This window comes from Pseudomonas oryzicola, from assembly GCF_014269185.2.
GTDB lineage: Bacteria > Pseudomonadota > Gammaproteobacteria > Pseudomonadales > Pseudomonadaceae > Aquipseudomonas > Aquipseudomonas oryzicola.
Map to the genome: position 1 here is coordinate 2,046,264 of NZ_JABWRZ020000001.1, position 13,852 is coordinate 2,060,115.

Sequence of the window (13,852 nt, forward strand, 5' to 3'; positions counted from 1 at the left end):
GTTGTTGCCTGTGCTGGCCTCTTCGCGGGCGCGCCCGCTCCCACAGGGATTGCATAACCCTTGTGGGAGCGGGCATGCCCGCGAAGAGGCCGGTGCAAGAGAAGGCCTTATTCCCCGCGGTTTTTCTTGACGATGGCATCGGCAATGCTTGCCGGTGCCTCGGCATAGCGGGTGAACTCCATCGAAAAGCTGGCCCGGCCCTGGGTCATCGAGCGCATCGAGGTGGCGTAACCGAACATCTCGCCCAGCGGCACCTCGGCACGGATCACCTTGCCGGCCGGCGTTTCGTCACCGTCCTGGATCATCCCGCGGCGCCGGCTCAGGTCGCCGAGGATGTCACCCTGGTATTCCTCCGGCGTTACCACTTCAACTTTCATCACCGGCTCCAGCAACACCGCGCCGCCTTTCTGCGACAGTTGCTTGGTGGCCATCGAGGCAGCGATCTTGTAGGCCATTTCGTTGGAGTCGACGTCGTGATACGAGCCGTCGTACACCGCAGCCTTCAAACTGATCAGCGGGTAGCCGGCGAGCACGCCGTTCTTCATCTGCTCTTCGATACCCTTCTGGATTGCCGGAATGTACTCACGCGGTACCACGCCACCGACGATCTCGTTGATGAACTCCAGGCCTTCCTTGCCCTCGTCGCCGGGGGCGAAGCGGATCCAGCAATGGCCGTACTGGCCCCGGCCACCGGACTGGCGGACGAAGCGACCCTCGATCTCGCAGGTGTTGCGTATTTTTTCGCGGTAGGCCACCTGCGGCTTGCCGATATTGGCCTCGACGTTGAACTCACGGCGCATGCGGTCGACGATGATGTCCAGGTGCAACTCGCCCATGCCCGAGATGATGGTCTGGCCGGTCTCTTCGTCGGTACGCACGCGGAATGACGGGTCTTCCTGGGCCAGCTTGCCCAGGGCGATACCCATTTTTTCCTGGTCGGCCTTGGTCTTCGGTTCCACCGCCACGGAAATTACCGGGTCGGGGAAGTCCATGCGTTCGAGGATGATCGGCTTGTCCATGTCGCACAGGGTGTCGCCGGTGGTCACGTCCTTCATGCCGATCAGTGCGGCGATATCGCCGGCGCACACGTCCTTGATTTCCGCACGCTGGTTGGCGTGCATCTGCACCATGCGGCCAATGCGTTCCTTCTTGCCCTTGACCGAATTGAGCACCGCGTTGCCGGAACTGAGCACGCCCGAATAGACCCGGGCGAAGGTCAGGGTGCCGACGAATGGATCGGTGGCGATCTTGAAGGCCAGGGCCGAGAACGGCTCGCTGTCGTCGGCGTGGCGCTCCAGGTGCTTGTCTTCGTCGTCCGGGTCGGTGCCCTTGATGGCGGGGATTTCCGACGGTGCGGGCAAGTAATCGATGACCGCGTCGAGCATCAGTGGCACGCCCTTGTTCTTGAACGACGAACCGAGGATGGTCGGTACGATTTCGTTGTTCAGGGTGCGCTTGCGCAAGCCGGCCTTGATCTCTTCGATGCTCAGTTCTTCGCCGTCGAGAAACTTCATGGTCAGTTCGTCATCGGCCTCGGCCGCTGCTTCGACCATGTGCGCCCGCCATTCCTCGGCCAGCGCCTGCAGTTCGGGGGGGATGGCTTCTTCGCGGTAACTGGTGCCCTGGTCATCATCGTTCCAGTAGATGGCCTTCATCTTCACCAGGTCGATCTGGCCCTGGAAGTTCTCTTCGCTGCCGATGGCCAACTGGATCGGCACCGGGTGGTGGCCCAGGCGTTGGTCGATCTGTTTGACCACGCGCAGGAAGTCGGCGCCCTGGCGGTCCATCTTGTTGATATAGGCCAGGCGTGGCACGTGGTACTTGTTGGCCTGGCGCCACACCGTCTCGGACTGTGGTTCGACTCCGTCCGCGCCGCTGAATACCACCACTGCGCCATCCAGTACGCGCAGCGAGCGTTCCACCTCGATGGTGAAGTCGACGTGGCCGGGGGTGTCGATGATATTGAAGCGGTACTTGTGGGCGAACTGCTTGGTCGAGCCCTGCCAGAACGCAGTGGTCGCCGCCGAAGTGATGGTGATGCCGCGCTCCTGTTCCTGGGCCATCCAGTCCATGGTCGCGGCGCCATCGTGCACCTCGCCCATCTTGTGGTTGACCCCGGTGTAGAACAGGATCCGCTCGGTGGTCGTGGTCTTGCCGGCATCCACGTGGGCAACGATGCCGATATTGCGGTACAGCTCGATAGGCGTTGTGCGGGCCATGGCGGACTACCTGCGAATGGGCGGATTCCACCACGTTAGCAGACCGGCAGAATCCTGCCGTGCCGCCCGGCTGTCAGTCGGCCTGGGCCAGCAGCAGCCATTGGCCACCTTCTTCGCGGGCCAGGCCGCTGGCCGGCAGCAGGGCCAGCAGGCGGGTGTGCAGGGCGGCTTCGGTGAAGGTCTTGAGGGTGGCCAGGTCCAGGTTGCCGACCAGGTTGAGGTCGGCCTTGGTGTACGACAGCCAGGCCTTTTTCAGTACCTGTGCGACGTCGCTGGCGGCAGTGCTGGCGAAGCGGCGGTGCCACGGGCGGCCGTCGAAGGTGAAGGTGTGAGTGTGGCTGTAGCTGCTCTGGTCGCCACCTTCGGCGCAGCGGTGGCAGCGGCACGGCCCTTCGCCGAAGGCGTTGCGCAGGTAGCTGTTGAAGTCCACCACTGGCTTGAGGGACAGGCGTTTGTCGACTTCGAACAGGTCGGCGATCAGGGGTTCTTCGGCGCTCACTCGGGATCCTCGTGTGGTGTGGCTTGCATCGGCGGGCACCCTAACAGATCGGGCCTTTCAGATCACCTTTTGCAGGCCCGGCCTCTTCGCGGGTAAACCCGCTCCCACAGGTACTGCGCACGCCTTGGGCAAGGTGCGGTCCCTGTGGGAGCGGGTTTACCCGCGAAGAGGCCAGTAGAGACAATAGAGACCACCTGCCGTACTCTACGCGCCCATACGCCTACACACCCACTGAGGTAACCCCGCTTGAGCACCAAGTACCCGTACATCGCCACCATCACCATCAGCGCCGAAGACCGTGGCGGCGACACCGAGGCCTCGGAAAACCCCAACATGCGCGTTGGCCTGGAAGCGGTGACCGAAACCCTGAAGAAGGTGCATTTCGTCGGTACGCTCGCGGCCCCTGAAAAGAACGCCACGCACATCTGCGTGACCCTGGAAAACGGCCTGACCTACTACGGCCCGATCGTCAACGGCCACGCCGAACTCGAAGGCGGCTGGATTGCCTTCGAGTCCGACATGCTCACCCCCGAAGAACTGGGTCTCTAAGCTTCAACCCAGCTCCGCCAGGCACTGCTCGAAAATGTCCAGGCCTTCCTCGAGCACCTCGGCCTCGATGGTCAGCGGCGCCAGCAGGCGGATGATGTGCCGGGCCTTGCCGCTGGGCATCAGCAGCAGGCCCCTGGCCCGTGCCGCTTCCATCACCTTGGCCAGTTGCGCTGGCGCCGGGCTGCCGTCGGCATTGACGAACTCGATACCGCGCATGGCGCCCACCCCGGTCAGGCGGCCGATGAACGGGCTCAGCTTCGAGGCCTTCCAGCGTTCGAAGCGACGGACGATCGCCTGCTCCTGGCGCTCACCCCAGGTGGCGAGGTGCTCGTCGGTCATCTGCGCCAGGCTGGCAAGGGCCGCCGCGCAGGCGATCGGGTTGCCCGAATAGGTGCCACCCAGGCCGCCCTTGGGCAGTGCCGCCAGCAATTCCTTGCGCCCGACCACTGCGCCCAGTGGCATGCCACCGGCAATGCTCTTGGCCAACAGCAGCAGGTCTGGCTCGATGCCTAGCCGGGAGAAGGCGAAGCGCTGGCCGGTGCGGCCGAAACCCGACTGGATTTCGTCGATGATGATCAGGATGCCGTGTTCGTCGCAGAACCGCCGCAGGGCCTGGGCAAAGGCTGGATCAAGGGCGAGGAAGCCACCTTCACCCTGCACCGGCTCGAAGATGAACGCGGCTACGTCCTCCACTGCCAGTTCGACGCTGAACAGGCGCTCCATGGCCTTGAGTGCCTGTTCACAGGTAACCCCGGTGTCGGTGCTGGGGTAGGGCAGGTGATAGACCGGCCCGGGCAGTTCGCCGACCCGCTGCTTGTACGGGGCAACCTTGCCGTTGAGGTTCAGGGTAGCCAGGGTGCGGCCGTGGAAGGCGCCGTCGAAGGCGATGATGGCGCGCTTGCCGGTGGCACCGCGGGCCACTTTCAGGGCGTTCTCCGCCGCTTCGGCGCCGCTGTTGGTGAGCATGCCAGCCAGTGGGTAGCTGACCGGCACGAACTGGCTCAGTTGCTCCATCAACGCCAGGTACGGGCCGTGCGGGGCGGCGTTGAAGGCGGAGTGGGTCAGGCGGCTGGCCTGGACCTGAATCGCCTCGACCACAGCCGGGTTGCAATGGCCCAGGTTGAGTACACCGATACCGCCGACGAAGTCGATGTAGCGTTTGCCGTCGGTGTCCCAGACTTCGGCATTACGGCCATGGGAAAGTGTGATCGGGTGAACGATGGCAATGGACTGGCTGATACTTTCCTGGTTCATGGGCACGCGGACCTTTATTCGGGTTTCTTATTATCCAAGCGTGTTGACGGGTTATTCCGCAAACGAATTATTCGATTGCGGTCATTCCATGGATTCGTGACATCGCCATTGTTGAGTGTTGCCTGTAGCGGCCTCTCTATTTCCCTCGGCCACGCGCTCGCGAATCCATTGCACGAAGGCCCTCACCTTGGGCACTTCGGCCGCATGCTCGGCATGGGCGATGAAGTGTCGGCCATTGCTCGCCACCGGGTGGTCCCAGGCCACCACCAGCTTGCCCTCGCTCAGCTCTTCTGCCACCAGGTAACGCGGGATCAACGCGATGCCACAGCCGGCGATGGCCGCGCGGATGCACAGGTAGAACGTGTCGAAGCGCGGCCCGTGGTAGCTGTTCTGGCTGTGCAAGCCCAGCCCCAGGAACCATTCGTGCCAGGCCTCCGGGCGCGACGCGCATTGCAGCAGACGATTTCCGGTCAGGGCCTGGGCACTGTCGAAACGCTGGCTGGCCAGCAGCTGCGGGCTGCACACCGGCACCACTTCTTCGCTGAACAGCTCGATGCAGGTTGCCCCGGGCCAGGTGCCCTGGCCGAAGAAGAACGCGATGTCGGCCTTGGCCTGGACCAGGTCGAACGGCTCCAGTTCGTTGCGGATGTCCAGGTGAATGCGCGGGTAGCGGTCGCCAAAACCCTTCAAACGCGGCACTAGCCAGCGCGCACCGAAGGTGGGCTGGGTGGCGATGCGCAGCACTTCGGTCTCGTCGCCGTAGCTGAGGATGTAACGGCTGGAAATGTCGATCTGGGTGAGGATCTTATTCACTTCGGTGAGGTACAGCGCACCGGCCGGGGTCAGGTGCAGGCGTCGGCGAATGCGCTGGAACAGCGAATGCGAGAGCATGTCCTCGAGCTGTGCCACCTGCTTGCTGACCGCGCTCTGGGTCAGGTGCAGTTCCTGCGCCGCGCGGGTGAAGCTGAGGTGGCGCGCGGCCGCTTCGAAGCACTGAAGGGCGGTGGTCGAAGGCATCAGGCGTTTGGACATTAGGGGCAAATACCGAGCAAAAAAGGAAGAAGTTCATTCCATGGTGGAATCATGTGTTTCGAAAAGGTCGTTTGTTGACCCCGGCCCATAGATTAATACTGACCTGGATCAACGATTACAACCGGTCGTGTGAAGAGGAGGTCAGTACCTTTTTCCAGCATTTGCAGAACAACAATAACCAACATCAGAAATTGACAAGAATTCTGCTCCAGTCTTCCGCCGCTTCGCCGCGGCCGAGCCATTCGAGGGTTCTTCATGGCTTCGCTACACAACAAGAAACAGCGCTCCCTGCAGCACGGCCTGACATCCCGTCAGGTTTCCATGATTTCCATCGCCGGCATCATCGGCGCCGGCCTGTTCATCGGCTCTTCCAACGCCATCGCCACCGCCGGCCCGGCCATCCTCATTTCCTATGCCATGACCGGCCTGCTGGTGCTGCTGGTCATGCGCATGCTGGGTGAAATGGCCATCGCCAACCCCAATAGCGGCTCATTCTCCACCTATGCCTCCGAAGCCATCGGCCCGTGGGCCGGCTTCACCATCGGCTGGTTGTACTGGTGGTTCTGGGTGCTGATCATCCCGGTCGAGGCCATTGCCGGCGCCGATATCCTGCATGCCTACTTCCCCGCCGTGCCGTCCTGGCTGTTTGCCTTCCTGATCATGCTGGTGCTGTCGGGTACCAACCTGATCAGCGTGAAGAACTTCGGTGCCTTCGAATACTGGTTCGCCCTGGTCAAGGTGGTGGCGATCATCGCCTTCATCGTGGTCTGCACCCTGGCGGTGTTCGGCGCCTGGCCGCTGGCCGAGGTGTCCGGGGTCAGTCGGCTGTGGGACCACGGCGGCTTCATGCCCAACGGCTTCGGCACCGTGCTGGGTGGCGTGCTGATCACCATCTTCTCGTTCTTTGGCGCCGAGATCGTCACCATTGCTGCCGACGAAACCGCCAACCCGAAAGACAAGATCCGCCGCGCCACCAACCTGGTGGTTTACCGCATTGCGATCTTCTATCTGGCGTCGATCTTCCTGGTGGTGTCGCTGGTGGCCTGGAACGACCCCGGGCTGAAAGCGGTGGGCTCGTTCCAGCGTGTGCTGGAACTGCTGAATGTGCCGGGCGCCAAGCTGCTGGTCGACCTGGTGGTGCTGGTGGCCGTGACCAGTTGCATGAACTCGGGCCTGTACACCGCGTCGCGCATGCTCTATTCGCTGGGCGCCCGTGACCAGGCGCTGCGTGTGACCAAGCGCATCTCGGGCGCCGGCGTACCGACCGTGGCGGTACTCTTCTCGACCCTGGCCGGTTTTGCCGGTTGCTTCGTCAACTATGTGTTCCCGGGCAAGGTGTTCGGCTTCCTGCTGTCCACTACCGGCGCCATCGCCTTGCTGGTGTACCTGGTGATTGCCGTGTCGCAGTTGCGCATGCGTGCCCGTGCCGAGCGGGAAGGGCGGCAGCTGGAACTGAAAATGTGGTTGTTCCCGTGGCTGACCTGGCTGGTGATCGGTACCATCGTCATGGTCCTGGGCTACATGCTGTTCAGCGATGCCTACCGCTACGAGACGCTGATGACCGCAGGTGTGACCCTGTTCATCCTGCTGGTGTCGCTGACCCACCAGCGCGGCAAGGCGGTCACCCAGCCGGCCTGATGTTTCTGCTTAAATGGGGGCGTTGTCGCCCCCATTCCAACCAGCACAGGATGCGTATGAACGACCAACTCCTTTCCCTCCAGGCCTTGGCGGCCCCCGACGGCACCTGCTACGGCTGTGGTTGCTCCCATCCCGGTGGCCTGCACCTGCAAAGCCACTGGGACGCCGACGGCGTCCATCTGTTATGCCGGCATGCGCCCGACAGCACCTTCATCGGCTGGCCTGGCCTGGTCTACGGCGGTTTGCTGGCGATGCTGGTGGATTGCCATTCAAACTGGACGGCGATGGCCTATCACTACCGCGCCGAAGGCCGCGAAGCGGGGAGCCTGCCGCGAATCGACTGCGTCACTGGCACACTCAACCTGAGCTACCTGAAACCTACGCCAATGGGCGTCGAGCTGCTGCTCAAAGCCCGTGTCGAAGGTGAGGTCGGGCGCAAGACGCGGGTGCTTTGCGAGGTATGGGCCGGTGATGTACTGACGGTCAGCGCCGACTCGGTGTTCGTGCGCGTGGACACGGAAAAACTCAAGCTCAAGGCGCATGGTCAAGGCTGAGCCTGGTACCACGGCGCATTCTTGTTGAAAAATCGCACCTGTTTCAGGGATAGGTCCGATTTGGGCTTCCCGCTTATCGCACTACTCTTGCCGCGTCTTCATCAGCAGAAACCCAGGATGAACAGCACGCGCTTCACGCTGTCCCCTTGCCCGGCCCGCTGACACGGACGGGCTCCTCGCCGCCATCCTGGTTCATTCCCAACCCTCTGCATCGACACTCCGGCCACGGCGGCAACGCCGTGCCCGAAACGCTGCAGACGCATTCAAGGAGACCCTTCATGCGTGCCAGATCCACAGTCAAAAGCATGCTCGTCGGTTCGCTGGTGTTGCTCGGCGGCTGCGCCAGCGCCCTCGTGCCCAGCGAGCAGATCGAACTGACGCGAAGCGCGGTCAACCGCGCGGTGTCTGCCGATGCCACGCAATATGCCCCGGTCGAGATGCGCGCGGCCCAGGACAAACTCAGCGCGATGGATCGCGCCCTTGGCCAGGACGACCTCGATCTGGTCCGCCGACTGGCTGAACAGGCCGAGGCCGATGCCCGTCTGGCCGAGCGCAAGGCCATGGCCAGCAAGCGTCAGGAACAACTGGACATTGCCCGCAAAGGCATCGAGGTGCTCCGCCAGGAAATGCTCGAAGCGCCGCAGAACGTCACCCATTGAAGGACACGAACATGTTGAAACGCCCACTGTTTACCACGGTTTCACTGCTCGGCCTGCTGCTGGCCGGCTGCGCTGCCACGCCGGAAAACGCCCGCCTGCTGGAGGCCCGTGAGGCCTACTCGGTGCTGCAGAGCAAGCCTGAATCCAGCCGGATTGCCGCACTGGAAACCCAGGAAGCCTACATTGCCCTGGGCAAGGCCGAAGGTGCTTCGCTGAACAACCGGAAATCGCCCGACGTCGAGCAGTTGGCCTACCTGGCCCAGCGCAAGATCGAGAGCGCCGAGCAGACCATCCTGCTGCGTCAGGCGGAAGCCGGCCTGCAAGGTATCGAGGCACAGCGCACCCAGGCGCGCCTGGATGTGCGTACCGCTCAACTCAAGGCGCTGCAGGCGCTCAAGGCCAAACAGACCGAGCGTGGTACCGTGGTGACCTTCGGCGATGTGTTGTTCGATACCGGCCGTGCGGAACTGCGTGGTAGCAGCCAGCGTAATATCCGGCAACTGGCCGAGTACCTGCTGGCCAACCCGGAGCGCAAGGTGCTGGTGGAAGGTTTTACCGACGCCACCGGCAGTGATGCCTTCAACCAGAAGCTGTCCGAGCGCCGCGCCCTGTCCGTGGCCAATGCCTTGCGTCGCCAGGGGGTGGCGGCCGAGCGTATCACCAGCGCAGGCTATGGCAAGGAGTACCCGGTAGCAACCAATGCCGACGCGCAATCGCGCCAGCTCAACCGCCGGGTCGAGGTCATCATCTCGCAGGGCACCGAGGCTGTAGCACCGCGTTACTAATCACCACTTGGGCGCGGCAGGGAGCTGCGCCTTCGCTGCCTTCGGTCACTTGCCTGGCGATGGCCAAACCGCGACTTTGTCCCTAAAGTGCCAGCTTTCATTTCTGCAGGGGCCGAGCATGACCGATCTGAGCGCATTCCCTATCACCCGTAAATGGCCGGCGCGGCACCCCGAGTGCTTGCAGCTGTATTCGCTGCCTACGCCCAATGGCGTGAAGGTGTCGATCATGCTGGAAGAGATCGGCCTGGCCTACGAGCCACACAAGGTCAGCTTCGACAACGATGACCAGCTGAGCCCCGAGTTCATCTCGCTCAGTGCCAACAACAAGATCCCCGCCATCCTCGATCCCGACGGGCCGGGCGGCCAGCCGCTGGCACTGTTCGAATCGGGCGCGATCCTGCAGTACCTGGCGGAAAAGAGCGGGCAGTTGCTGAGCCGGGACCCGGCCCAGCGCTATCAGACGATTCAGTGGCTGATGTTCCAGATGGGCGGCATCGGGCCGATGTTCGGCCAGGTTGGTTTTTTCCATTTCTTTGCCGGCAAGGAATACGAAGACAAGCGCCCGCGTGACCGCTATGTCAACGAATCCAGGCGCCTGCTGGGTGTGCTGGACCGGCATCTGCGAGGGCGAGAATGGATGGTCGATGAATACAGCATTGCCGACATCGCAATCTTCCCTTGGGTGCGCAATCTGGTGGAACGTTACAACGCGCGCGAACTGGTCGGTTTCGATCAATTCAAGGAAGTGCAGCGGGTGCTGGCGGCATTCCTGCAGCGCCCTGCGGTGCAGCGTGGCCTGAAAATCCCTGGCTGACCAGGCAACACCGCCCTTGCAGGTATGCAGCGGTCGCTCCTGCAAAGGCACGTCCAGCCTGTCAGAAAATGTGACTCAGGAGCCAGTACAGGCTCCCGGCCAACAGCATCGCCGCCGGCAAGGTCAGCACCCAGGCCATCAGCAAATTGACCAGCGTGCGCCGCTGGATGCCCGAACCGTTGGCCACCATGGTCCCGGCCACCCCTGAACTCAGCACATGGGTGGTCGACACCGGTAGCCCGAACAGGTCCGCCGCGCCAATGGTGCACATGGCCACCAGTTCGGCCGAGGCGCCCTGGGCATAGCTGAGATGGGTCTTGCCGATCTTTTCACCCACTGTCACCACGATGCGTCGCCAGCCGACCATCGTCCCCAGCCCCAGGGCGATGGCCACGGCCACCTTTACCCATAGCGGGATATAGCGGGTAGCGTCGTCCAGTTGGGTCTTGAACAGCTGCACATGGCTGCGGGTGTCGCTATCGAAGGCCACCAGCTGGTTTTTCTCGATCAGGCGGATGGCTTCGCTGGTCAGGTACATGTCATTGCGCACGTTGGCCATGGCTTCGGCCGGTACCCGCTTGAGCGAGCCATAGCCCTTGACCTGCTGACCGATCATGCCGGTCAGTGCCGCCAGCGCCGGCACCAGTTGCGGGCTGGCCTTGGGCTGGGAAATGAAGCGGGTCAGCACCTGCCGCGGGTCGGCCGGGGCCGCTTGCGGGGCACTGCGTACCAGCGCCTGGCGGGTTACCTCGGCGATGGCAGAAAATTGCAAGGCCTGCTCATTGGGCATGGTCTTGTTCAGCGCGTAGGCCATCGGTAGGGTACCGACCAGAATCAGCATGATCAGGCCCATGCCTTTCTGGCCGTCGTTGGAGCCATGGGCAAAGGACACCCCGGTGCAGGTCAGGATCAGCACGCCGCGGATCCACCACGGCGGTGGCGTTTGCCCTTGCGGCGCCTGGTACAGCGCCTTGCGTTTGACCAGCGCACGCAATGCCACCAGCAACAGGGCGGCGCAGGCAAAACCGATCAGGGGCGAAAACAACAGGGCATAACCGACCTTGCTGGCCTGGGCCCAGTCCACCCCGCTGGTACCGTCACGCCCGTGCATCAGCGCATTGGCCACGCCGACGCCGATGATCGACCCGATCAAGGTGTGCGAAGACGAGGCCGGCAGGCCGAGCCACCAAGTGCCGAGGTTCCAGATGATAGCCGCCAGCAGCAGGGCGAAGACCATGGCGAACCCGGCTGAGGAACCGACTTGCAAAATCAGCTCCACCGGCAGCAGGGCGATGATACCGAACGCGACCGCGCCGCTGGAAAGCAGTACGCCAAGGAAGTTGCACAGCCCGGACCAGACCACGGCAACAGGTGCTGGCAAGGAGTGGGTGTAGATCACCGTGGCCACCGCGTTGGCGGTGTCATGGAAGCCATTGACGAACTCGAAGCCGAGGGCTATCAGCAACGCCAGGCCCAGCAGCAGGAACGGCGTGACCGTGGTGATGACCGTGCCGCTGGCACTGACGTCCTGTTTCAGGCTCCAGGTACTGTAGGCGAGCCCGGCCAGCAGCAGGCCGAAGAACAACACCAGGGTGGCGCGGCCAGGCTTGTGCGCCAGCTGTGGGCGGGCGTCGTGGTGGGCCAGTTGCGGCTGGCTGGCCAGTAACGGGGTAGCCATGGGGGCTCCGGTTGGCGTTGGCGAAGGTGCCGAAGTCCTAGAGCATAGAAACAATTCGCCGCCTGACCGTGACCTTGATCAATGAATTATCTAGGCTCAGGACGGACGGTAAAAGGCAGGTGAAACCGATGATTCGCTGCAAGCGTGTCTACGATGCGGTTGAGGAGGCTGACGGCCAGCGCGTGTTGGTCGACCGCCTGTGGCCGCGCAACAAACGCAAGCAAGACCTGCAGGGGCAATGGTTGCGCGAGGTGGCGCCTTCGGCCGCGTTGCGCAAGGCGTTTCACCAGGGCGAGTTGGATTTTGCCGGCTTTACCCGGCGCTACCAGCAGGAATTGGCAGCCCACCCCGAACATTGGTATCCATTGCTGGACCTGGCCACGAAGGGCACGTTGACCTTGCTGTATGCCGGCAAGGACACCGAGTGCAACAATGCCCGGGTGCTGGCTGAATGGCTTGAAGACGAGCTGGACAAACGAGGGCCCGGTAGCTCGCCGGTGTGCTACGCCCGGTGATTGATTTTCATGGTTCCGGCCCCATTGCCCGGGCTGGCAAACCCAAGAGTTCGATAGTTGATGCCTCTGACCCTGACACCCGCCAAAGCCAGCCATTGCGCCTTCGCCCGCGACCTGACGCGGCGGGCCATGTTGCCGTACTACCGTGAACACGACCTGCTGTGGATCGAGGCAGCCTTCGACGAGGCCTGGGGCTGGCGCGAGCAGTGGCTGGTGAGCGACGGCGATACCTGGCTGGGCTACTGCAGCCTCAGCCAGGACCGCCAGGCCCTGTTCATCCGCGAACTGCACTTGCTTCCCGAGCATCGTGGGCAGGGCGTCGGCAGCTGGGTGCTGGAAGAGTTGGCGCTATGGGCCAGGCAGCGCCGTCTGCCACTGCTGCGCTTGATGGTGTTTCGCAGCAATCCGGCCCGCCAGCTGTACCGCCGCCATGGTTTTGTCGAAATGGGCGAGGACGAATGTTTCGTGCGCATGCAGCGCACGATCGACTGATAGCCTGATGATGGCTTGTCGTGGCCAGATAGCATCGGCATAGTGGCTTCCGGTAATAGGAGAACCACCATGAATGGAATCGGGCCGCGGTTGCGGGAAGAGCGGGAAAGACTGGGCATGACCCAGCGGGTGTTTGGCGATATCGGCGGGGTCGAACCCAACGCCCAAGGCAAGTACGAGAGTGGCGGGCGTACACCGCGGCTCGATTACCTGGCGGCATTGGCGGCCAAGGGGGTGGATGCATTGTATGTGCTCAATGGCTCGCGCACCCCGGCACCGCTAATGGGGCTGAGTACGGATGAGGCGGGTTTGCTGGCGGCTTTCCGGCAATTGTCAGGCGACGATCAGGCAGTACTTTGGCACCTGATGACACGGTTGACCGACAATGCCAGGCCACCTCAGACAGCGTGGCCACCCAGCGCTGAACGTCAGTCGTTTCTGACAGAAGGAATGCGTTAGGCCCACCATGAAAAATTTTGTTAAGGTGGCGGGATCCAATCGCCCTGCTGACGAGGTGTGTGCTTGATTAGGGTCCTAGTGGTTGACGATCACGATCTGGTACGAACCGGCATTACCCGCATGCTGGCCGACATCGACGGCCTGCAGGTGGTGGGTGAGGGGGACTCGGGCGAGTCGGCGCTCAAGCTGGCCCGTGAGCTGAAGCCGGATGTGGTGCTGATGGACGTGAAAATGCCCGGCATCGGCGGCCTGGAGGCCACCCGCAAGTTGCTGCGCAGCCACCCGGACATCAAAGTGGTTGCCGTCACCGTGTGTGAAGAAGACCCGTTTCCCACACGCCTGTTGCAGGCCGGCGCCGCCGGCTACCTGACCAAGGGCGCCGGCCTTGACGAAATGGTCCAGGCGATCCGCCTGGCCTTCGCCGGCCAGCGCTACATCAGCCCGCAGATCGCCCAGCAGCTGGCGCTGAAACCCTTCCAGCCACAGGGCTCGCCGTTCGATGCCCTGTCGGAACGGGAAATCCAGATCGCTCTGATGATCGTCGGCTGCCAGAAAGTGCAGATCATCTCCGACAAGTTGTGCCTCTCGCCCAAGACCGTCAATACTTACCGGTATCGGATCTTTGAAAAACTCTCGGTCACCAGCGACGTCGAACTGACCTTGCTGGCCGTTCGCCACGGTATGGTCGACGCAAGCCTGTAGAAC

General features: G+C 62.8%; 15 protein-coding genes. 10 read left to right on the plus strand and 5 right to left on the minus strand.

Going from position 1 to position 13,852, the window contains the following annotated elements; all coding sequences use genetic code 11:
- Positions 1-107: 107 nt before the first annotated feature.
- Both fusA and HU760_RS09215 read right to left on the minus strand, forming a co-directional pair.
- Complete coding sequence (gene fusA, locus HU760_RS09210) at positions 108-2,219, minus strand: elongation factor G (protein WP_186674738.1); 2,112 nt, start codon at positions 2,217-2,219, stop codon at positions 108-110.
- A gap of 73 nt (positions 2,220-2,292) precedes the next feature.
- A complete protein-coding gene (locus HU760_RS09215; RefSeq protein ID WP_186674737.1) occupies positions 2,293-2,718 on the minus strand; it encodes a hypothetical protein in 426 nt (141 codons plus the stop codon).
- A 246-nt stretch (positions 2,719-2,964) separates the two neighbouring features.
- Here HU760_RS09215 and HU760_RS09220 point away from each other — a divergent pair, with 246 nt between their 5' ends.
- On the plus strand, positions 2,965-3,267 hold the full coding sequence (locus tag HU760_RS09220; RefSeq protein ID WP_186674736.1) for a hypothetical protein: 303 nt from the start codon (positions 2,965-2,967) through the stop codon (positions 3,265-3,267).
- 3 nt (positions 3,268-3,270) lie between these two features.
- Here HU760_RS09220 and HU760_RS09225 read toward each other — a convergent pair whose 3' ends face one another.
- Together HU760_RS09225 and gcvA are read right to left on the minus strand one after the other, a co-directional pair.
- The gene (locus tag HU760_RS09225; RefSeq protein WP_186674735.1) at positions 3,271-4,521 is read right to left on the minus strand and encodes a 2-aminoadipate transaminase; all 1,251 of its coding nucleotides are present in this window, start codon (positions 4,519-4,521) and stop codon (positions 3,271-3,273) included.
- Between the two features lie 81 nt (positions 4,522-4,602).
- A complete protein-coding gene (gene gcvA, locus HU760_RS09230) occupies positions 4,603-5,553 on the minus strand; it encodes a transcriptional regulator GcvA (RefSeq protein ID WP_186674734.1) in 951 nt (316 codons plus the stop codon).
- 255 nt (positions 5,554-5,808) lie between these two features.
- On the opposite strand from gcvA, the gene HU760_RS09235 reads away from it, so the two are divergent.
- The 5 genes from HU760_RS09235 (at position 5,809) to HU760_RS09255 (ending at position 10,003) form a co-directional block, all read left to right on the plus strand.
- Positions 5,809-7,191 carry an amino acid permease gene (locus HU760_RS09235; RefSeq protein ID WP_186674733.1) on the plus strand — a complete coding sequence of 461 codons (1,383 nt, stop codon included), beginning with the start codon at positions 5,809-5,811 and terminating at the stop codon, positions 7,189-7,191.
- Positions 7,192-7,247: 56 nt separating this feature from the next.
- Positions 7,248-7,745, plus strand: a complete 498-nt coding sequence (locus HU760_RS09240) for a PaaI family thioesterase (protein WP_186674732.1) — start codon at positions 7,248-7,250, stop codon at positions 7,743-7,745.
- A 278-nt stretch (positions 7,746-8,023) separates the two neighbouring features.
- Positions 8,024-8,404, plus strand: a complete 381-nt coding sequence (locus HU760_RS09245) for a DUF4398 domain-containing protein (RefSeq protein WP_186674731.1) — start codon at positions 8,024-8,026, stop codon at positions 8,402-8,404.
- An 11-nt stretch (positions 8,405-8,415) separates the two neighbouring features.
- Positions 8,416-9,189 carry an OmpA family protein gene (locus HU760_RS09250; RefSeq protein WP_186674730.1) on the plus strand — a complete coding sequence of 258 codons (774 nt, stop codon included), beginning with the start codon at positions 8,416-8,418 and terminating at the stop codon, positions 9,187-9,189.
- Positions 9,190-9,307: 118 nt separating this feature from the next.
- A complete protein-coding gene (locus HU760_RS09255; RefSeq protein WP_186674729.1) occupies positions 9,308-10,003 on the plus strand; it encodes a glutathione S-transferase N-terminal domain-containing protein in 696 nt (231 codons plus the stop codon).
- Between the two features lie 61 nt (positions 10,004-10,064).
- Here the strand turns inward: HU760_RS09255 and HU760_RS09260 are convergent, their stop codons facing one another.
- The gene (locus tag HU760_RS09260) at positions 10,065-11,681 is read right to left on the minus strand and encodes an inorganic phosphate transporter (RefSeq protein WP_186674728.1); all 1,617 of its coding nucleotides are present in this window, start codon (positions 11,679-11,681) and stop codon (positions 10,065-10,067) included.
- Positions 11,682-11,809: 128 nt separating this feature from the next.
- Here HU760_RS09260 and HU760_RS09265 point away from each other — a divergent pair, with 128 nt between their 5' ends.
- The 4 genes from HU760_RS09265 (at position 11,810) to gacA (ending at position 13,849) form a co-directional block, all read left to right on the plus strand.
- Positions 11,810-12,196 (plus strand): DUF488 domain-containing protein, encoded by a 387-nt coding sequence (locus tag HU760_RS09265; protein ID WP_186674727.1) that lies wholly within the window; start codon positions 11,810-11,812, stop codon positions 12,194-12,196.
- Between the two features lie 60 nt (positions 12,197-12,256).
- Positions 12,257-12,688, plus strand: a complete 432-nt coding sequence (locus HU760_RS09270; RefSeq protein ID WP_186674726.1) for a GNAT family N-acetyltransferase — start codon at positions 12,257-12,259, stop codon at positions 12,686-12,688.
- A 69-nt stretch (positions 12,689-12,757) separates the two neighbouring features.
- Complete coding sequence (locus tag HU760_RS09275; RefSeq protein ID WP_186674725.1) at positions 12,758-13,147, plus strand: helix-turn-helix domain-containing protein; 390 nt, start codon at positions 12,758-12,760, stop codon at positions 13,145-13,147.
- Positions 13,148-13,210: 63 nt separating this feature from the next.
- Positions 13,211-13,849: a response regulator transcription factor GacA gene (gene gacA, locus HU760_RS09280; RefSeq protein ID WP_003251380.1), complete on the plus strand. Its 639-nt coding sequence runs from the start codon at positions 13,211-13,213 to the stop codon at positions 13,847-13,849.
- Positions 13,850-13,852 lie beyond the last annotated feature (3 nt).

Bases quoted from the DNA above. Each gene is read 5' to 3' on its own strand.
- fusA (WP_186674738.1), bottom strand. From the start codon at position 2,219: ATGGCCCGCACAACGCCTATCGAGCTGTACCGCAATATCGGCATCGTT.
- HU760_RS09225 (WP_186674735.1), bottom strand. From the start codon at position 4,521: ATGAACCAGGAAAGTATCAGCCAGTCCATTGCCATCGTTCACCCGATC.
- gcvA (WP_186674734.1), bottom strand. From the start codon at position 5,553: ATGTCCAAACGCCTGATGCCTTCGACCACCGCCCTTCAGTGCTTCGAA.
- HU760_RS09235 (WP_186674733.1), top strand. From the start codon at position 5,809: ATGGCTTCGCTACACAACAAGAAACAGCGCTCCCTGCAGCACGGCCTG.
- HU760_RS09240 (WP_186674732.1), top strand. From the start codon at position 7,248: ATGAACGACCAACTCCTTTCCCTCCAGGCCTTGGCGGCCCCCGACGGC.
- HU760_RS09245 (WP_186674731.1), top strand. From the start codon at position 8,024: ATGCGTGCCAGATCCACAGTCAAAAGCATGCTCGTCGGTTCGCTGGTG.
- HU760_RS09250 (WP_186674730.1), top strand. From the start codon at position 8,416: ATGTTGAAACGCCCACTGTTTACCACGGTTTCACTGCTCGGCCTGCTG.
- HU760_RS09255 (WP_186674729.1), top strand. From the start codon at position 9,308: ATGACCGATCTGAGCGCATTCCCTATCACCCGTAAATGGCCGGCGCGG.
- HU760_RS09260 (WP_186674728.1), bottom strand. From the start codon at position 11,681: ATGGCTACCCCGTTACTGGCCAGCCAGCCGCAACTGGCCCACCACGAC.
- HU760_RS09265 (WP_186674727.1), top strand. From the start codon at position 11,810: ATGATTCGCTGCAAGCGTGTCTACGATGCGGTTGAGGAGGCTGACGGC.
- HU760_RS09270 (WP_186674726.1), top strand. From the start codon at position 12,257: ATGCCTCTGACCCTGACACCCGCCAAAGCCAGCCATTGCGCCTTCGCC.
- HU760_RS09275 (WP_186674725.1), top strand. From the start codon at position 12,758: ATGAATGGAATCGGGCCGCGGTTGCGGGAAGAGCGGGAAAGACTGGGC.